15 protein-coding genes and 1 pseudogene are annotated in these 19,039 nt (G+C 73.3%); 9 read left to right on the top strand and 7 right to left on the bottom strand.

The features are described from left to right. From OO54_RS39120 to cutA, 3 genes are all read left to right on the top strand, one after another. Positions 1–407, top strand: a 407-nt coding sequence (locus tag OO54_RS39120; protein ID WP_033212070.1) for an ATP-binding cassette domain-containing protein, incomplete at its 5' end; no start/stop codon positions are given. Next, positions 404–2,278 (top strand): ABC transporter ATP-binding protein, encoded by a 1,875-nt coding sequence (locus OO54_RS39115; RefSeq protein ID WP_033212067.1) that lies wholly within the window; start codon positions 404–406, stop codon positions 2,276–2,278. The genes OO54_RS39120 and OO54_RS39115, both read left to right, overlap by 4 nt. Continuing rightward, complete coding sequence (gene cutA / locus OO54_RS39110; RefSeq protein WP_033212065.1) at positions 2,275–3,000, top strand: divalent cation tolerance protein CutA; 726 nt, start codon at positions 2,275–2,277, stop codon at positions 2,998–3,000. Before OO54_RS39115 ends, cutA begins: the two co-directional genes overlap by 4 nt. Here the strand turns inward: cutA and OO54_RS39105 are convergent. The 3 genes from OO54_RS39105 to OO54_RS39095 form a co-directional block, all read right to left on the bottom strand. After that, the gene (locus OO54_RS39105) at positions 2,987–5,092 is read right to left on the bottom strand and encodes a molybdopterin oxidoreductase family protein (RefSeq protein ID WP_033212063.1); all 2,106 of its coding nucleotides are present in this window, start codon (positions 5,090–5,092) and stop codon (positions 2,987–2,989) included. The genes cutA and OO54_RS39105 overlap by 14 nt on opposite strands. A 72-nt stretch (positions 5,093–5,164) precedes the next feature. Continuing rightward, positions 5,165–5,854 (bottom strand): SanA/YdcF family protein, encoded by a 690-nt coding sequence (locus OO54_RS39100; protein ID WP_017239196.1) that lies wholly within the window; start codon positions 5,852–5,854, stop codon positions 5,165–5,167. 71 nt (positions 5,855–5,925) lie between these two features. Further along, positions 5,926–6,648, bottom strand: coding sequence for an aquaporin (locus OO54_RS39095; protein WP_033212061.1), 723 nt, complete (start codon positions 6,646–6,648; stop codon positions 5,926–5,928). 75 nt (positions 6,649–6,723) lie between these two features. Here OO54_RS39095 and OO54_RS39090 point away from each other — a divergent pair, with 75 nt between their 5' ends. Further along, complete coding sequence (locus OO54_RS39090) at positions 6,724–7,425, top strand: hypothetical protein (protein WP_033212059.1); 702 nt, start codon at positions 6,724–6,726, stop codon at positions 7,423–7,425. A gap of 38 nt (positions 7,426–7,463) precedes the next feature. On the opposite strand, the gene OO54_RS39085 is transcribed toward OO54_RS39090, so the two are convergent. Then, complete coding sequence (locus tag OO54_RS39085) at positions 7,464–8,297, bottom strand: class II glutamine amidotransferase (protein ID WP_033212056.1); 834 nt, start codon at positions 8,295–8,297, stop codon at positions 7,464–7,466. 384 nt (positions 8,298–8,681) lie between these two features. On the opposite strand from OO54_RS39085, the gene OO54_RS39080 reads away from it, so the two are divergent. The 5 genes from OO54_RS39080 (at position 8,682) to OO54_RS39060 (ending at position 15,495) form a co-directional block, all read left to right on the top strand. Continuing rightward, positions 8,682–9,692: a sirohydrochlorin chelatase gene (locus OO54_RS39080; RefSeq protein WP_063738375.1), complete on the top strand. Its 1,011-nt coding sequence runs from the start codon at positions 8,682–8,684 to the stop codon at positions 9,690–9,692. Positions 9,693–9,727: 35 nt separating this feature from the next. Continuing rightward, positions 9,728–11,047 (top strand): deoxyguanosinetriphosphate triphosphohydrolase, encoded by a 1,320-nt coding sequence (locus OO54_RS39075; protein ID WP_033212054.1) that lies wholly within the window; start codon positions 9,728–9,730, stop codon positions 11,045–11,047. Positions 11,048–11,198: 151 nt separating this feature from the next. Beyond that, the gene (locus OO54_RS39070; protein ID WP_033212052.1) at positions 11,199–12,458 is read left to right on the top strand and encodes an NAD(P)/FAD-dependent oxidoreductase; all 1,260 of its coding nucleotides are present in this window, start codon (positions 11,199–11,201) and stop codon (positions 12,456–12,458) included. A 29-nt stretch (positions 12,459–12,487) separates the two neighbouring features. Beyond that, a complete protein-coding gene (dnaG, locus tag OO54_RS39065) occupies positions 12,488–14,377 on the top strand; it encodes a DNA primase (RefSeq protein WP_033212050.1) in 1,890 nt (629 codons plus the stop codon). A 167-nt stretch (positions 14,378–14,544) separates the two neighbouring features. Further along, positions 14,545–15,495 (top strand): RNA polymerase sigma factor, encoded by a 951-nt coding sequence (locus OO54_RS39060; RefSeq protein WP_033212072.1) that lies wholly within the window; start codon positions 14,545–14,547, stop codon positions 15,493–15,495. On the opposite strand, the gene OO54_RS39055 is transcribed toward OO54_RS39060, so the two are convergent. The 3 genes and pseudogenes from OO54_RS39055 to OO54_RS39045 all read right to left on the bottom strand — a co-directional run. Continuing rightward, positions 15,492–16,697 (bottom strand): TerD family protein, encoded by a 1,206-nt coding sequence (locus OO54_RS39055; RefSeq protein WP_234439269.1) that lies wholly within the window; start codon positions 16,695–16,697, stop codon positions 15,492–15,494. The two genes, OO54_RS39060 and OO54_RS39055, sit on opposite strands and share 4 nt — an antisense overlap. Positions 16,698–16,731: 34 nt before the next feature. Beyond that, complete coding sequence (locus OO54_RS39050) at positions 16,732–18,672, bottom strand: ABC transporter ATP-binding protein (RefSeq protein WP_033212046.1); 1,941 nt, start codon at positions 18,670–18,672, stop codon at positions 16,732–16,734. 20 nt (positions 18,673–18,692) lie between these two features. Then, a pseudogene (locus OO54_RS39045) lies at positions 18,693–19,039 on the bottom strand (ATP-binding cassette domain-containing protein); the annotation flags it as partial.

Here is a 19,039-nt window from a genome sequence, read left to right as displayed (position 1 = left end):
GGACCGTCGCCACCAACCTCCGCTACGGCAAGCCCGACGCCACCGACGAGGAACTCTGGCACGCCCTGGAGGTCGCCCAGGCCGCCGACTTCGTACGCGACCTCGACGGGAGGCTCGACGCGCCCGTCTCCCAGGGCGGCACCAACTTCTCCGGCGGACAGCGGCAGCGGCTCGCCATCGCCCGGGTCCTCGTCGCCCGCCCCCGGGCCGCGCTGGCCCGGGAGACGGCGGACTCGACCGTGGTGATCGTCGCCCAGCGCGTCTCCACCATCCGGGACGCCGACCGGATCGTCGTCCTCGACCGGGGCCGGACCGTCGGCACCGGCACCCACACGTCCCTCATGCGGGACAACGCCACCTACCGGGAGATCGTCCTCTCCCAGCTCACCGAGGAGGAAGCCGCATGAGCACGGCCACGGCGACCCGCACCCCGAGCCCCGCCGCCGCTCCCGCCCGCACCGGACCCCCGCCGCAGCGCGGCCCCGGCCTCGCCACCCCGTCGCTCGAACGGTCGCTGTCCTTCCGCTCCTCCGGGCTCCGCCTGCTGCGCACCCTCGCCCCCGACCGGGCCCGCCTGGCCGCCGTCGTCGCCGCCGGCGGCACGGCCGTCGCCCTGTCCGTCCTCGGCCCGCTGCTCCTCGGCCGCGCCACCGACCTCGTCGTCGGCGGGGTCACCGGGGCCGGCGGCGTCGACTTCCCCGCCGTCGGACGGATCCTCGCCCTCTCCGTCGCCGTCGTCGCCGGCTCGTCGCTGTTCACCTGGGTGCAGCTGAGGATCGCCACCACCGTCGTCCAGCGGGCCGGCCACCGGCTCCGGGAGCGGGCCCAGCACAAACTGGCCCGGCTGCCCCTGACCTACCTGGACGGGCAGCCGCGCGGCGAGGTCCTCTCCCGCACCACCAACGACATCGACAACATCACGCAGACCCTCCAGCAGGCCTTCAGCCAGATGACGCGCGCCCTGCTCAGCCTGGTCGGCGTCCTCCTGATGATGTTCTGGATCTCCCCGGTGCTCGCCCTCGTCGCCCTCGCCACCGTGCCCGTCTCGGTCGCCGTGGCCGCCTTCGTCGGCAAGCGGGCCCAGCCGCAGTTCGTGAAGCAGTGGGCGGTCACCGGCCGGCTCGGCAGCCACGTCGAGGAGATGATCACCGGCCACACCGAGGTCGTCGCCTTCGGCCGCCGCGCCGAGGCCGTCCGCCGCTTCGACGAGCTCGGCGAGGAGCTGTACAGGGCGAGCTTCCGCGCCCAGTTCGTGTCCGGCTTCATCCAGCCGGCCCTCACCCTGGTCGGGAACCTCAACTACGTCGTCGTCGCCGTGGCCGGCGGCCTGCGGGTGGCGAGCGGCAGCCTGACCGTCGGCGACGTCCAGGCGTTCGTCCAGTACTCGTACGACTTCAACGGCCCCATCAACCAGGTCGCCGCCATGGCCAACCTCCTCCAGTCCGGGGTGGCCTCCGCCGAGCGGGTCTTCGACCTCCTCGACGCCGAGGAGGAGTCCCCCGAGCCGGCCCGGCCGGAGAGGCCCGCCGAGCTCCGCGGCCGGGTCTCCTTCGAGAAGGCCGCCTTCCGCTACGAGGCCGACAAGCCGCTCATCGAGGACCTGTCGCTCACCGTGGAGCCGGGCCGGACCGTCGCCATCGTCGGCCCGACCGGCGCCGGCAAGACGACCCTGGTCAACCTCCTCCTCCGCTTCCACGAGGTGACCGGCGGCCGCATCACCCTCGACGGGGTGGACATCGCCGGGATGACCCGCGAGGAGCTGCGCTCCGGCATCGGCATGGTCCTCCAGGACACCTGGCTCTTCGGCGGCACCATCGCCGACAACATCGCCTACGGGGTGCCCGGCGAGGTGTCGCGGGAGCGGATCGTCGCGGCCGCGCGGGCCGCGCACGCCGACCGCTTCGTCCGCACCCTGCCCGACGGCTACGACACCGTCCTCGACGAGGACGGGGGAGGACTCAGCGCCGGCGAGAAGCAGCTGGTCACCCTGGCCCGCGCCTTCCTGTCCGACCCGGTGATCCTCGTCCTCGACGAGGCCACCAGCTCCGTCGACACCCGCACCGAGCTCCTCGTCCAGCAGGCCATGGCCTCGCTCCGCGCGGGCCGCACCAGCTTCGTCGTCGCCCACCGGCTCTCCACGATCCGGGACGCCGACACCATCCTGGTGATGGACGGCGGGTCGATCGCCGAACAGGGCACCCACGAGGAGCTCCTCGCCGCGGGCGGCGCGTACGCCCGGCTGCACGACGCCCAGTTCGCCCGTACGGTGAAGGCGTGATCGTCACCGTCCGCACCACCACCGACGCGCGCGCCAAGGCCGAGGCCCTGGCGCGCGGCGCCGTCGAGGCCCGGCTCGCCGCCTGCGCGCAGATCTCGGGGCCCGTCACCTCCGTCTACCACTGGCAGGGCGCGATCGAGACCACCGAGGAGTGGGAGGTCGTGTTCAAGACCACCGAGGCTCGCTACCCGGGCCTCGAGTCCCACCTCCTCGCCGCCCACGACTACGAGACGCCCGAGATCCTCGCCACCCGGGTGACCCGGGTCAGCGAGGGCTACGCCCGCTGGGTCGACCGCGAGACCGAGGCGGCTCCGTCGATCGAGGGCCTCGCACCGGTGGACGACGAGCGGCCGTTCTTCGTCTACGGGACGCTGCGCCCCGGCGCGTACAACCACGACCGGTTCCTCGCCGGCCGCATCGGCACCGAGGCGGACGCCGTGCTGCACGGGGCCGTCCTGCACGACGGGCCCGGCTATCCGTACGTCGTCCCGGCGGACGGCGGCCAGGTCGTCGGCACCCTCCTCACGCCCTCGCCCGGCTCCTACGGCGAGCTGTTCGGACTGCTCGACCGCCTCGAACTGCCCGTCGGCTACGAGCGGGTGGCGATGGACGTCGTCCGGGTACGGGACGGGGCCCGGGTCTCCGCCTGGGTGTTCCTGGCGGCGCCGGACGCGCCCCTCGGCCCGGTCATCGAGAGCGGCGACTGGTTCAGCCGGCCGTAGCCGCCGCGTCCCCGGCACGCTCCAGGCGGACCGCGCAGACCTTGAACTCGGGCATCCGGGAGACCGGGTCGAGCGCCGGGTTCACCAGGGTGTTCGCCCGCCCCTCGCCGTACCAGTGGAACGGCATGAAGACCGTGTCCGGGCGGATGGACGGGGTGATCCGGGCGGGCGCCACCGCCCGGCCGCGCCGCGAGACCACCGCGAGCCGCTCGCCCTCGGCGACCCCGAGCCGCTCGGCGAGCCGGGGGTGGAGCTCCACGAAGGGGCCGGGCGCCGCCGCGTTCAGCTCGTCGACCCGCCGGGTCTGCGCCCCCGACTGGTACTGGGACACGACCCGTCCGGTGGTGAGGACCACCGGGTACTCGGCGTCCGTCTCCTCGGCCGCCGCCCGGTGGACGACCGGCACGAACCGGGCGCGCCCGTCGGGCGTCGCGAACCGGTCGAGGAAGAGCCGGGGCGTCCCCGCGTGCCCGGGTTCCGGGCAGGGCCAGAAGACGCCCTGTTCCTCCTCGATGCGGCGGTAGCTGATGCCCGCGTAGTCGGCGGGGCCGCCCGCCGAGGCGCGCCGCAGCTCGTCGAAGACCTCCTCCGGGTCGGTGGGGAAGCCCTTCTCCCAGCCGAGCAGCCCGGCCAGCGCGTGCATCACCTCCAGGTCGCTGCGCACGCCCCCGGGCGGAGTGAGGGCCCGCCGGCGCAGCAGCACCCGGCCCTCCAGGTTGGTCATGGTGCCGGTCTCCTCCGCCCACTGGGTCACGGGCAGGACGACGTCGGCGAGTTCGGCGGTCTCGGAGAGCACCACGTCCGCGACGGCGAGGAAGTCGAGCGACCGCAGCCGCCCCTCGACGTGTGCGGCGCGGGGCGCCGAGACCACCGGGTTGGAGCCCATCAGCAGCAGCGCCTTCACGTCGCCGCCGAGCGCGTCGAGGAGCTCGTACGCGCTCCGCCCGGGCCCGGGCAGCGTCTCCGGGTCCACCCCCCAGACCCCGGCGACGTGCTCGCGGGCGGCCGGGTCGTCGAGCTTGCGGTAGCCGGGCAGCTGGTCGGCCTTCTGGCCGTGCTCGCGGCCGCCCTGGCCGTTGCCCTGGCCGGTGAGGCAGCCGTAACCGCTCAGCGGCCGGCCCGCCCTGCCGGTGGCGAGGCAGAGGTTGATCCAGGCGCCGACGGTGTCGGTGCCCTTGGACTGCTGCTCGGGGCCGCGGGCGGTGAGCACCATGCCGGTCTCGGCGTCGCAGAACATCGCGACCGCCTCGCGCAGCCGCGGCAGGGACACGCCGGTGATCCGCTCGACCTGCTCGGGCCAGTGCGACATGGCTCCGGCGCGGGCGGCCGCCCAGCCGTCGGTGCGGGCGGCGACGAACTCCTCGTCCACGCGTCCCTCGGCGACCACGAGGTGGAGCATGCCGAGGGCGAGCGCGAGGTCGGTGCCGGGGCGCGGGGCGAGGTGCAGGTCGGCCTGCTCGGCGGTGCGGGTGCGGCGCGGGTCGACGACGATCAGTTTTCCGCCGTTCTCCCGCAGCTCGGTGAGGTAGCGGAGCGCGGGCGGCATGGTCTCGGCGAGGTTGGAGCCGACGAGGATCACGCAGCCCGTCTTCGGGATGTCCTCCAGGGGGAAGGGGAGTCCCCGGTCGAGGCCGAAGGCCCGCTGGTGCGCGGCGGCCGCGGACGACATGCAGAAGCGGCCGTTGTAGTCGATCTGCGAGGTGCCGAGGACGAGCCGGGCGAACTTGCCCAGGGTGTACGCCTTCTCGTTGGTGAGGCCGCCGCCGCCGAAGACCCCCACGGCATCGGGACCGTGGTCGGCGCGGGTCCTGGACAGCCCCCCGGCGACGGCGGAGAGTGCCTCCTCCCAGGTCGCGGGCCGCAGGGCCCCCGTGTCAGGGCATCGGACCAGGGGCTCGGTGAGCCGGACCCGGGAGGAGAGTACGGAGGGGGCGGTGCGGCCCTTGCCGCACAGCGCGCCCCGGTTGACGGGGAAGTCGGTCCGCTCGACCACCTCGGCGGGCAGCTCCGGGGTGCCGGTGGGGCGGAGCGACATGCCGCACTGCAGGGCGCAGTAGGGGCAGTGGGTGGGAACCGCGGTGGCGTCGGACATGCGGCCAGCATGCGTCCGGAGTGTTACGCGGGGCGGCGCCGCGTATTACGGGCGCGGTGCTCTCCGCTCAGCTCACGGCAGGTCACGAGGTGAGGAGAGGGCCTCGGTGACGCCGTTCTCCCGCGGCCCGAGGAAGTGCGGGTCGGGCCGCAGTCCGGCGTCCAGGGCGGCCTTGCCCGCCGCGAAGAGCTCCCGGGTGGTGCCGTAGTACCAGGTGCGGTCGTGGGGCTCGGCGACCCCCACGCCGTACGCGTCCACGCCCGCCCGGCCGCACAGCGCGACGGCCCGCTTGATGTGGAAGTCCTGGGTGACGAGGACGGCCCGGTCGACGCCGAACACCTTCCGGGCCCGGACGCAGGAGTCCCAGGTGTCGAAGCCCGCGTAGTCGCTGACGATCCGTCCGTCCGGCACCCCGCGCGCGGCGAGGTAGGCGCGCATGGCGCTCGGCTCGTCGTATGCGGTCCTGCTGTTGTCGCCGGTGACCAGCAGGACCCGCACCTTGCCCGTGCGGTACAGCTCGGCCGCCGTGTCGAGCCGGTGCGCGAGGTACGGCGTGGGGCGCCCGTTCCACAGACCCGCGCCGAAGACGACGGCGACGTCCCCGGCAGGCACGTCCGCGGTGGTGCGTAGCTTCCCGGCGGCGGCCGTGTGCATCCAGGTGACGGGGGCGAGCGCGAGGACCGCGCCCAGCATCACGGCCTGGACGGTACGGCGGCGGGCCCGGGTGGTGCGGGGGACCAGCCGCGAGAGCCGAGCCGGCATGCGGGAACCTCCGTGGTGCGGGAATCGGTGGCGCCGTCGCCCCGGTGGCGAGGGGGAACGGTGCCGGCCTGTCACCCCGTCCGACGCGCTTCGGCGGCGTTCGGTTCACCGGACGCCCGGTGTGTTCCGTACAACACACCGGCCAGGACCAGGCCGATCAGCATCCCGGTCAGCTGGGCGGCCGCGAACGCCGGCACCGACGCGGGGGCGATGCCGGTGAACGAGTCGGAGAACGCGCGGCCGAGCGTGGCCGCCGGGTTGGCGAAGGAACCGGAGGAGGTGAACCAGATCGCCGCGCCGATGTAGCCCGCGACGGCGACGGGCGCGAGGCCCGGGCGGCCGATGTGCCGCAGGCCCTGCACGACGAGGACGAGGCCCGCGGTGGCGACGGCCTCCCCGAGCAGCAGGTGCAGGGCCGAGCGAGGCTCGGTCGCCCAGCCGCCGGGCGCCCGCCCGAACATGGCCTCGGCGAGCAGGGCGCCCGCCACGGCGCCGGCGAGCTGCGCGGCGATGTAGGCGAGGGCCTCCCGGCCGCCGCGCTCCGGCCGCCGCGACCACCATTCCGAGAGCGTCACGACGGGGTTGAAGTGGGCCCCGGACAGCGGGCCGATCAGCGCGATCAGCAGTCCGAGGCCGACGGCGGAGGCGGCGGCGTTGGCGAGCAGCCGGACGCCGATGTCCTGGCTGAGGGAGTCGGCGCGGATGCCGGAGCCGACGACGACGGCGACGAGGGCGGCGGTGCCGATGAACTCGGCGGCGGCGCGCCGGGGGAGCGCGGGCGGGGACATTCTCATAGCGGAAAAGATATTCCGTGATTCGGAACGAAAAAAGAGGGGAGGGGAACGGGGGCGGACCCGTACGATCCGCGCATGATCATCAACGACGTCCTCGGGGGCGCGGTCCGCAACAACGCTGACTGGTGCGAGGCCATGTGCCGCGCCCACGGGCTCTCCGGCACCTTCGGGCCCCGCGCCTGGACCAGCGCCGCCCGCACGCCCCTCTACTACCCGGACGCCGTCACCCTCACCGAGGACGCGGACGTCGAGGACGTCCTCTCCGGCATCGACCGCACCACCCCCGGCGCCTCCGTCAAGGACAGCTACGCCCGCCTCGACCTGGCCGCCCACGGCTTCCACCTCCTCTTCGAGGCCCAGTGGATCGCCCGCCCCGCCGGCCTCCCCGCCCCCCGGACCTCCGGCGACTGGCGCCCCGTCCGCACCCCGGACGAACTCGCCGCCTGGGCGCTCGCCTGGAGCGGCGACGACGCCGACGACGCGGCGCTCTTCCGCCCCGAGCTCCTCGCCGACCAGGCCACCACGATCGTCGCCGGGTACGCGGACGACGGCCGGATCATCGGCGGAGCCGTCCTCAGCGACAGCGGCGCCGTCACCGGCCTCTCCAACCTCTTCGCCACCGGCGACACCGACCCCTCCGTCACCTGGGCGGGCGTCCTCGCCGCCGCCCCCGCCGACCGCCCCCTCGTCGGCTACGAGTCGGGCGACGACCTCCCGCCCGCCCTCGCCGCCGGCTTCACCGCCACCGGCCCCCTCCGCGTCTGGCTGAGCGCGTAACGGCGGCTCGTCGACCGGGGCCGGAGACCGGCCCGCCGTCACGCCGCCGTTGGCGCGAACCCGTGGAGCTCGTCGGACCCCGGCTGGACGACGCCGTAGCTGCTCTCCGGGACCTCGTTCCAGGCACCGGGCAGGTCGCCGAGGGGCTCGGACACGATGAGACGGGTCTCGTCGGACACCTCCCGCAGGAACGCGACGTCGGGGTGGAGCCTGCGCAGGGTCTCCACCCGGTTGCTGTAGAACAGCGAACGGGACGCGCCCGCGGTGGAGTAGCGGAAGGCCCAGACGCGCTCGCCTTCGGTGAGGGCGAGCGTCATCTGGAGCGGGAACTCCACCCCGTGCTCACGGCCGACCCGCTCCACGACGCCCGCCATCGCGGCGACGGCGGCGGGCGGGTCCCGGTCGAGCCCGAAGGTGAGGGCCAGGAAGAACATCACCTCGGAGTCCGTCGTGCCCTCGATGTCGGCGTAGAGCCCCGGGTCGACGAGCATCACCAGGTCACGGCGCATCAGGCGGAACCCGTCGATGGCGCCGTTGTGCATGAACATCCAGCGGCCGTGCCGGAACGGGTGGCAGTTCGACTGCTGCACCGCCGTACCGGTCGACGCCCGGATGTGAGCGAAGAACAGCGGGGACCGGACGTGGTCCGCCAGTTCCCGCAGATTGCGGTTGTTCCAGGCCGGGCCGACGTCCCTGAGCAGCGCGGGGGTCTCGTCGTGCGCCGAGTACCAGCCGACGCCGAACCCGTCGCCGTTGGTGGTCTCCACGCCCAGTTTGGAGTGCAGGCTCTGGTCGATCAGGGAGTGGGCCGGCCGGTAGAGGATGGTGTCGAGCAGCACCGGCGTTCCCCGGTACGCGAGCCATCGGCACATGCGTGATCACCTGGGTCCCTGCCGGGATTCACGGGCGTCGTCACGCACCCCGTCCGGCCCTCCCATTCTCGGCGCCCACCCCACGGGCCGCCACACCGACCACCGCACGCGGACCGCGGGCCGACGCGCCCGGGCCCGGCTGGCAGGCGGGCCCCGGGAGGCGTGAGCGGGCGGCAAAGACACGTCACGCGCCCGAAACGGCGAGGCAACGCGCCGCCGTCAGGATCGGCCCATGACGGAGCCGGACAGCACGCCCGCCGGCGCCGCCGGGCTGCCGGGAAGGGCCGGGCTGCCGGGAAGGACCGCCGGCCGACTCGGGACGGGGCCCGCCCGGGTGCGTCCGGACGGCCGTCGGCAGCGGAAGCAAGACGAGGAGGCCCACCGATGAACGACCCCGCCCTCGCCGGGCAGAGCCGCACACGGCTCGCCACCACCACGCCCGCCCCGACCGCACCCGCCCGCGCGGGCCGGAGCCGCGCCGGGCTCGCCACCGCGACCGCCGCCCCGAGCACGCCCACCCGCGCCGGGCAGAGCCGCGCCGGGCAGAGCCGCGCGGGGCTCGCCACCGCGACCGCCGCCCCGAGCACGCCCACCCGCGCCGGGCTCGCCACCGCCACGGCCGCCCCGAGCACGCCCCCGCCGACCGCACCCGCCCCCACTCTCGTCGCCGTCGGACACGGCAGCAGAGACCCCCGGGCGCGGGCCACGCTGAGCAGGCTGCTCGAACGGGTCCGCGAGCTGCGCCCCGGGCTCGACGTGCGCCTGGCCCACATCGAGCTGAACGCCCCGCTGCTCGACGACACGCTCGCGGCCGTCGCGGCCGAAGGCCGGGACGCCGTCCTCGTCCCCCTGCTCTTCGCCCCCGGGCACCACGTCACCCACGACCTGCCGGCGGCGGTCGCCGCCACACCCGCGCTCCGCGCCCGGGTCGCCGAGCCCCTCGGAGCGCACCCCCTGCTCGTCGAGGCGCTCGTCGGCCGGCTCGCCGAGGCCGGCTGGACGGCGCAGGACGGGACCGCGCGCGACACCGGCGTCGTCCTCGCCTCCGCCGGCTCCCGCGACCCCCGGTCCGGGGCCGAGACGCGCCGGATCGCCGCACTGCTCGGCGAGCGCCTCGGCGGCGTCCCCGTGGTCCCCGCGTACGCGTCCGCCGCCGCGCCCACCGTCCCCGAGGCCGTCCGGGCGCTGACCGCCCGGGGCCGGCACCGGGTCGCCGTCGCCTCCTGCTTCACCGCGCCCGGCCTCTTCGCCACCCGGGCCGCCGCCCACACCCCGTGGATCGCGGCCGACCCGCTCGGCGCCCACCCGGCCCTCGCCCGCCTCGTCCTGCACCGCTACGACCGCGCCCGCACGGCCCGCACCACCACCCCCGCGCGGGAACTCGCCGCCATCTGAGGCCTTCTGTCGGTCCCTCCGGTTACCTTCGAGGCATGGAAGGCATCGAGGACACCAAGGACAGCGCAGACCTCACGGACACCCCCGGCTACGACTCCGCCGCGACCGGCCGCTGGGCCGCGGAGCCCGACAAACGCCCCGGCCGCACCGCCTTCCAGCGCGACCGCGCCCGCGTGCTGCACTCCGCCGCGCTGCGCAGGCTCGCGGGCAAGACGCAGGTCGTCACGCCCGGCACCAGGAGCCACGCCTGGGACGCCAGCCCCCGCACCCGGCTCACCCACTCCCTGGAGTGCGCGCAGGTGGGCCGCGAGCTGGGCGCCGCGCTCGGCTGCGACCCCGACCTCGTCGAGGCCGCCTGCCTCTCCCACGACATGGGGCACCCGCCGTTCGGGCACAACGGCGAACAGGCACTCAACGACGTCGCCAAGGACTGCGGCGGCTTCGAGGGGAACGCCCAGTCGCTCCGCCTGCTCACCCGGATCGAGCCCAAGCGCTTCGTGAAGGACGCCGACGGGGAGCTCGTCAGCGTCGGGCTCAACCTCACCCGGGCCGCGCTCGACGCCGCCACCAAGTACCCGTGGGCGCGCGGCGGTCACCCCGAGGACCCCGGCTCGCCCAAGTTCGGCGTGTACGAGGACGACCTGCCCGTCTTCGAATGGATCCGGCAGGGCGCCCCCGCCCACCGCAAGTGCTTCGAGGCCCAGGTCATGGACTGGTCCGACGACGTGGCCTACTCGGTCCACGACTTCGAGGACGGCCTGCACGCCGGGCACATCGACCCCAACCTGCTCCTCGCCGAGCCCGAGCGCGCCGACGTCTTCGCCGTCGCCATCGGCCGCTACGTACCCGAGGACACCGACCCGCAGGAGCTCGCCGAGGCCCTCGACCGGCTCGTCGACCAGGAGTGGTGGCCGCACGGGTACGACGGCTCGGCCGTCGCCCAGGCCCGCCTCAAGGACGCCACCAGCCAGCTCATCGGCCGCTTCTGCCTCGCTGCCGAGGGCGCCACCCGGCAGAAGTGGGGCTCGGGCCGCCTCACCCGCTACGCCGCCGAACTCGTCGTGCCCCGCGAGGCGCGCAACGAGTGCGCGGTCCTCAAGGCCGTCGCCGACCGTTACGTGATGCAGCGCGCCGAGCAGGAGGCCCTCCGCGCCGACCAGCGGATCGTCGTCGCCGAGCTCGCCGATGCGCTCGTCGTCCGCGCCCCCGACGGGCTCGAACCCCAGTTCAGGGCCGCGTTCGACGCGGCCCGCGACGACCGCGCCCGCAAGCGCGTCATCGTCGACCAGATCGCCAACCTCACCGACGCCTCCGCCCGCGCCCTCCACGCCCGCCTCCGCCCCCACCACGCGTAGGGGGCGCCCGGCGGATCGGGCCGGACAGGCCCCACGTCCTCTTCCCTCACCCTCCTCGGTGCGGGACGCTCGCATGCGCGCCCCGAGCCGGAACGCCCGACGAACGCCCGGGGGCGTAGGTTGGAACCGGTCGCAAAGAGGAGGAAACGACGTGGTCGACGCAGATCAGACCTTTGTCATCGTCGGCGGGGGCCTGGCAGGGGCCAAGGCGGCGGAGACCCTGCGGGCCGAGGGCTTCAACGGCCGGGTGATCCTCATCGGCGACGAACGCGACCACCCCTACGAGCGGCCACCCCTCTCCAAGGGCTACCTCACCGGCGCCAAGGAGCGCGACAGCGTCTTCGTCCACGAGGCCGCCTGGTACGCGGCGAACGACGTCGAACTGCACCTCGGGCAGTCCGTCACCGCCGTCGACCGCGAGGACCGCACCGTGCGCCTCGGCGACGGCACGGTCATCCGCTACGACAAGCTGCTCCTCGCCACCGGCGCCGAGCCGCGCCGCCTCGACGTCCCCGGCACCGAGCTCGCCGGCGTCCACCACCTGCGCCGGCTCGCCCACGCCGACCGGCTCCGCCAGGTCCTCGCCGGCCTCGGCCGGGACAACGGCCACCTGGTGATCGCCGGCGGCGGCTGGATCGGCCTGGAGGTGGCCGCCGCGGCCCGCGGCTACGGCGCCGAGGTCACCGTCGTCGAGGCCGACCCCACCCCGCTCTTCCGCGTCCTCGGCCCCGAGCTCGGCCAGCTCTTCGCCGACCTGCACACCGACCACGGCGTCCGCTTCCACTTCGGCGCCCGGCTCACCGAGATCGTCGGCCAGGACGGCATGGTCCTCGCCGTCCGCACCGACGACGGCGAGGAGCACCCGGCGCACGCCGTGCTCGCCGCGATCGGCGCCGCACCCCGCACCGCCCTCGCCGAGAACTCCGGGCTGGCCCTCGTCGACCGCGCCGACGGCGGCGGCATCGCCGTCGACGAGTCCCTGCGGACCTCCGACCCCGACATCTACGCGGCCGGCGACGTGGCCGCCGCCCTCCACCCGCGCCTGCACACCCGGCTCCGCGTCGAGCACTGGGCCAACGCCCTCAACGGCGGGCCGGTCGCCGCCCGCGCCATGCTGGGCCGGCACGTCTCGTACGACCGCGTGCCCTACTTCTTCACCGACCAGTACGACCTGGGCATGGAGTACTCGGGCTGGGCGCCCCCCGGCTCGTACGACCAGGTGGTGGTCCGCGGCGACACGGGGAAGCGCGAGTTCATCGCCTTCTGGCTCAAGGAGGGCCGGGTCCTCGCCGGCATGAACGTGAATGTGTGGGACGTCACAGAGCCGATCCAGGACCTCATCCGCGCCCGTACGGCCGTGGATCCGGAGGCCCTCGCCGACCCCTCCGTACCCCTGGAGAGCCTGCTCTGATCACCCCCGCCCCCACGTAGACTTCATGCGTGGCAGGCAGGATCAACGATGACGACGTGAAGGCGGTACGGGACGCGGTCCCGATCGACGCCGTCGTGTCCGAATACCTCCAGCTGCGCAACGCGGGCGGCGGAAACCTCAAGGGTCTCTGCCCCTTCCACGACGAGAAGTCGCCCTCCTTCCAGGTCAGCCCCAGCAAGGGACTCTTCCACTGCTTCGGCTGCCAGGAGGGCGGCGACACCATCGCCTTCGTGATGAAGATCGACCACCTCTCCTTCTCGGAGACGGTCGAGCGCCTCGCCGCGAAGGCGGGCATCACCCTGCGGTACGAGGAAGGCGGCTACAACCCCGGCCACCAGCGGGGCGAGCGCATCCGCCTGATCGAGGCGCACAAGGTCGCCGCCCAGTTCTACGTCGACCAACTCGGCTCGCCCGAGGCCGAGATCGGCCGGAAGTTCCTCGCCGAGCGCGGCTTCGACCAGGCCGCCGCCGAGCACTTCGGCGTCGGCTACTCCCCGGCCGGCTGGGACCACCTCACCCGCTTCCTGCGCGGCAAGGGCTTCTCCGACAAGGAGTTGATCGTCTCCGGCCTCTCCCAGGACGGCCGGCGCGGCCCCATCGACCGCTTCCGCGGCCGCCTCATGTGGCCGATCAGGGACGTCGGCGGCGAGGTCGTCGGCTTCGGCGCGCGCAAGCTCCGCGACGACGACAACGGCCCCAAGTACCTCAACACGCCCGAGACGCCGATCTACAAGAAGTCCCAGGTGCTCTACGGCATCGACCTGGCCAAGAAGGACATCGCCAAGGTCAGCCGGGCCGTCGTCGTCGAGGGCTACACCGACGTCATGGCCTGCCACCTCGCCGGCGTCACCACCGCCATCGCCACCTGCGGCACCGCCTTCGGCGGCGACCACATCAAGATCCTCCGCCGCCTCCTCATGGACAACGGCTCGGCCCGCGTCATCTTCACCTTCGACGGCGACTCCGCCGGCCAGAAGGCCGCCCTGCGCGCCTTCGAGGACGACCAGAAGTTCGCCGCCGAGACGTACATCGCCATCGCCCCCGACGGCATGGACCCCTGCGAACTGCGGCTCGCCAAGGGCGACGCGGCCGTCGCCGAACTCGTCCAGCCCCGCACCCCGCTCTTCGAGTTCGCACTCCGCCAGATCGTGAAGCGCTACGACCTGGAGACCCCCGCCGGCCGCGCCGCCGCCCTCGACGAGGCCGCCCCCGTCGTCGCCCGCATCAAGAACATCGGCGCCCAGCACGAGGTCGCCGTCCAGCTCGCCGGCATGCTCGGCATCCTCGACACCCAGTTCGTCGTCAAGCGGGTCGCCCAGCTCGCCCGCTGGGCCCGCGACCGCGGCGGCAAGGGACCCGCGCAGCCCGCCCCGCAGCGCGGCTACGACACCCCGGCCCCGGCGGCCGCCTCCTCCGGGCCCGCGCTCAACCTGCGCAGCCCCGCCCACCGCACCGAGCGTGAACTCCTCAAGCTCGCCCTCCAGCGCCCCGAACTGGTCTCCCCGGCCTTCGACGCGTACGGCGTCGACGAGTTCACCGCCCCGCCGTACGCCGCCGTCCGCCAGTGCGTCCAGGACGCCGGCGGCGCCACCGGCGCCCCTTCCGACTACCTCGACGCCGTCCGCGAGGCCGCCCCCAACGACGGCGTCCGCTCCCTCGTCACCGAACTCGCCGTCGAGACGATCTTCGCCAAGAACGTCGACGAGGCCTACGCGGGCGATCAGCTCGTCACCGTCCGGCTCCGCGCCGTCGACCGCCGCATCCGCGACGTCCAGGGCACCCTGGCCCGGCTCGGCGCGCACGGCGACCCGGAGCAGCTCGCGGCCGTCCAGAACGAGCTGTGGGTACTCACCCAGTACGGGCAGTCCCTGCGGAACAACGGCGCCGGCGCACTCTGACCCTCGGTCACGGAGCGGACTCAAAAAGTCACCGCACGCCCCTCGTGGCGGCGATGTGTCGTACCCCACACTGGGTGACGGTGTCGTTCCGCCCCTCCTGGAGGTCGCCCGCCGTGCAGACCGAGATCCAGACCACCGAACCGGACGAGCAGGCCGAACTCCCCGAGATCCCGGTCCAGCGGCGCCGGACCGACCTCGGCGGCAACGGCCCCTCCTCCGACCTCTTCCGCCAGTACCTCCGCGAGATCGGCCGCATCCCGCTGCTCACCGCCGAGGAGGAGGTCGAACTCGCCCGCCGCGTCGAGGCCGGACTCTTCGCCGAGGAGAAGCTCGCCAACACCCCCGACCTCGAAACGCAGTTGGCGATCGACCTGGACCGGATCGTCGTCCTCGGCCGGATCGCCAAACGGAAGCTGATCGAGGCCAACCTGCGCCTCGTCGTCTCCGTCGCCAAACGGTACGTGGGCCGCGGCCTCACCATGCTCGACCTCGTCCAGGAGGGGAACCTCGGCCTCATCAGGGCCGTGGAGAAGTTCGACTACGCGCGCGGCTACAAGTTCTCCACGTACGCCACCTGGTGGATCCGCCAGGCCATGTCCCGGGCCCTGGCCGACCAGGCCCGGACCATCCGCGTCCCCGTCCACGTCGTCGAACTCATCAACCGGGTCATCCGCGTCCAGCGCCGCATGCTCCAGGAACGCGGCTACGAACCCACCGCCGAAGAGGTCGCCGCCCAGCTGGACCTGGCCCCCGAGCGGGTCGGCGAGGTCCTCCGCCTCGCCCAGGAACCGGTCTCCCTGCACGCCCCCGTCGGCGAGGAGGACGACGTCGCCCTCGGCGACCTCATCGAGGACGGCGACGCCGCCTCACCCGTCGAGTCCGCCGCCTTCCTGCTGCTCCGCCGCCACCTGGAGGACGTCCTCTCCACCCTCGGCGAGCGCGAACGCAAGGTCGTCCAGCTCCGCTACGGACTCGACGACGGCCGGCCCCGCACCCTGGAGGAGATAGGCCGCATCTTCGGCGTCACCCGCGAACGCATCCGCCAGATCGAGTCCAAGACCCTCACCAAACTCCGCGACCACGCCTACGCGGACCAACTGCGCGGCTACCTGGACTAGGACGGGCCCTTGTCGACGTCCAAGAGGGTCAGCGTCCACGGGCCCGCCGCGTAGTAGCGCAGCACCAGCGGACCCGCCTGGAGCGGAATCGACCGCCGCAGTTTCCCGTTGGCGGTCATCAGCAGATCGTCGTCCTTCGGCACGGTCGTGCGGCCCTCCACCCTGTACGTGTAGGCGCTGATGTATCCCCCGTCGATCTCCAGCGAGCCGTAGAAGTCGACCTGAAGGTCGGCCACCGGGCCGGTGTACAGGATCGGCTCGGGGCCGTAGCCGTGGAGGACCGTCTCGATGCGGCGGGCCGCCGCGACCGGCTTCACCCGCAGCACCCACCGGCCCGGGGCGACGATCCGGAGGCGCAGCGGACGGCCCTCCGGAGCCTCCAGGATCTTGCAGCCCCGGAAGTCGGGCAGCGCGTTGGCGAAGAGGAACTCCTCGTCCCTGTTCCACTTGGAGAGCGGATGGACGGAGACGTACCCCTCTCCCTCGTGCGCCATCTCGACGAGGACGGGACCCGGCGGGACCGAGGCGTCGACGGTGACCACCTGGTGGCCGTGGCCCTCGGCGGTGAAGGGCTCGAAGACCGGGCCGAACTCCCAGCCGTCGACCAGCTCGTACGGCCGCTCCGGCGGCGGGAAGCACCCCGGCAGGTACCCGCCGGGGGCAGGAGCCCCGCCCGGAACCTTCACCACACCGGTCAGCCGTACCGGCCGCGCGAGAGCCGGTACCCGCTCGTCCTCGGCGACCTCGACCCCGTACGCCGTGACGAGCCCGGCGAGTCCGGAGCCGTACCCCTCCGCGAGACCGTCGAACTTCCAGCCGCCCGCCTCCCGGTAGAAGACACCGAAGGCGACGGCGGGCACGTCGGGCGCTTCCACCGGCGCGTAGGAGAGGACGGGTGAGCCGTCCGGCGCGACCACGTCCAGCACCGGGGGGATCCCGAATCCGCCGTGTCGGCTCCAGCCGGCGACCACGATCCGCTCGACCTCGGACTCGACCCCGTTCAGATCGAGTTCGAAGCCCGAAGGGCCGGTCAGCACCGCCCCCGATGGGTGCGAGGACTGCTCCTCGAAGACCAGATCCGCGTCCCCGCGGACCCGGCCCGACCCGTCGAGGAGCAGCACCGCCGGCTCCGCCCCCGGTATGCGCGCCCGGAGGGCGACCGAAGGCACCCAGTACCCCGTGTTCTTCACCGTGTGACCCATGCCGCACATCATGCGGCATGGGTCACATGCCCGTTCAGTCGACCTCGGCGACCGCCTGCGCGAACTGCGCCGCGTACAGCCGGGCGTAGGCCCCTTCGGCCGCCAACAGCTGGGTGTGGGTGCCCTGTTCGACGATCGAGCCGTTCTCCATCACCAGGATGACGTCCGCGTCCCGGATCGTGGAGAGCCGGTGGGCGATCACGAACGAGGTGCGGCCGTGGGCGAGTCGGGCCATCGCCTTCTGGATGAGCACCTCGGTGCGGGTGTCGACGGAACTGGTGGCCTCGTCGAGGACGAGGATCACCGGGTCGGACAGGAACGCCCGGGCGATGGTGATCAGCTGCTTCTCGCCCGCGCTGACCCCCGCCCCGTCGTCGTCGATGACCGTGTCGTAGCCGTCGGGCAGGGTGCGGACGAAGCGGTCGGCGTGCGCGGCCCGCGCGGCCCTCTCGATCTCCTCGCGGGTCACCTCGCGCGTGGCGCCGTACGCGATGTTCTCCGCGATGGTGCCGCCGAAGAGCCAGGTGTCCTGGAGGACCATGCCGATGTCGGCCCGCAGTTCCTCGCGGGGCATCTTGGCGATGTCGACCCCGTCGAGGGTGATCCGGCCGCCCGTGACCTCGTAGAACCGCATGAGGAGGTTGACGAGGGTCGTCTTGCCGGCTCCGGTCGGGCCGACGATCGCGACCGTCTGGCCCGGCTCCACGGTGAGCGACAGGCCCTCGATGAGCGGCTTGTCGGCCTCGTAGCGGAAGGCGACGTCCTCCAGCGCGACCCTGCCCTTGACCTCCGCCGGACCGAGGTCCCGCGGCGCCTCGCTCTTCGGAGCGTCCGGCTCCTGCTCCTCGGCGTCGAGCAGCTCGAAGATCCGCTCGGCCGACGCGACGCCCGACTGGACCAGGTTCGCCATCGACGCGACCTGCGTCAGCGGCATCGAGAACTGGCGCGAGTACTGGATGAAGGCCTGCACGTCACCGATGGAGAGCGTGCCGCTCGCCACCTTCAGACCGCCGACGACGGCCACCAGGACGTAGTTTATGTTCGAGATGAAGACCATCACCGGCTGCATCACGCCGCTGTTGAACTGCGCCTTGAACCCGGCCTCGTACAGGGCCTCGTTCTGCTCGCGGAAGTCCTCCGCGGACTCCTCCTGCCGACCGAAGACCTTCACCAGGGCGTGCCCGGTGTACATCTCCTCCACGTGCGCGTTGAGCGCGCCCGTGGACTTCCACTGCTGGACGAAGTGCGGCTGCGAGCGCTTGCCGATCTTCGCCGCGACGAACACCGACACGGGCACCGTCACCAGCGCCACCAGGGCGAGCAGCGGCGAGATCCAGAGCATCATGCCGAGCACGCCGACGATGGTGAGCAGCGAGTTGATCAGCTGGCCCATCGACTGCTGGAGCGTCTGCGAGATGTTGTCGATGTCGTTCGTCGCCCGGGACAGCACCTCGCCGCGCTTCGCCTTGTCGAAGTACGAGAGGGGAAGCCGTGCCAGCTTCGTCTGGACGTCCTCCCGCATCCGGTAGACCGTCCGGTTGATCACCTTGATCGACATGCGGGTGGAGACCAGCATCAGCAGGCCCGCCGCCACGTACACCCCGAGGACCAGGAGCAGGACCTCGCCGACGGCGGAGAAGTCGATGCCCTGCCCCGGCGTGAAGTCGACCCCGGACAGCATGTCCGCCATGCCGGAGTCGCCGGAGTCGCGCAGCCGCGCGATCGCCTCCTCCTTGGTCCCGGTCTCGATCTGGTGCCCGATGACGCCCGCGAAGACGAGGTCGGTCGCCTTGCCGAGGATCTTCGGGCCCACCACCGAGGCCGCCACCGACAGCACGCCGGCGATCAGCATCACCCAGAGCGCGCCGCGCTCGGGCGCCAGCTGCCTCAGCAGCCGCTTGCCCGAGCCCTTGAAGTCCATCGACCGCTGGTCGGGGCCGCCACCGGCCATCATGCGTCCACCAGGACCGGCCATCAGGCTGCCTCCGCCTCGGTCCGGTCGGCGTCCCGGATGGTGGAGACGCGCTGGGCGACGATCACCACGGTCGAGTCCGCCGTCTCCCGGGCCAGCGCGGCCCGGAGCAGGGCGTCCGTCTCGTAGTCGAGCGCCGAGAACGAGTCGTCGAAGAGGTAGATCTCGGGCCGCTGCACCAGCGTCCGCGCGATGGCGAGCCGCTGCCGCTGTCCGCCGGAGACGTTGGTGCCGCCCTGGGCGATCGGGGCGTTCAGGCCCGCTTCGAGGCCGCGTACGAAGTCGGCGGCCTGGGCGACCTCCAGGGCGTGCCAGAGTTCCTCGTCGGTGGCGTCGGGCTTGCCGTAGCGGAGGTTGGTGGCGACGGTCC

Origin of the sequence: Streptomyces wedmorensis (genome assembly GCF_000716445.1) — a bacterium.
In the GTDB taxonomy this organism is placed as follows: domain Bacteria; phylum Actinomycetota; class Actinomycetes; order Streptomycetales; family Streptomycetaceae; genus Streptomyces; species Streptomyces wedmorensis.
Note: the sequence above shows the minus strand (reverse complement) of the source record. Positions and strands in the feature narration are given on the sequence as shown.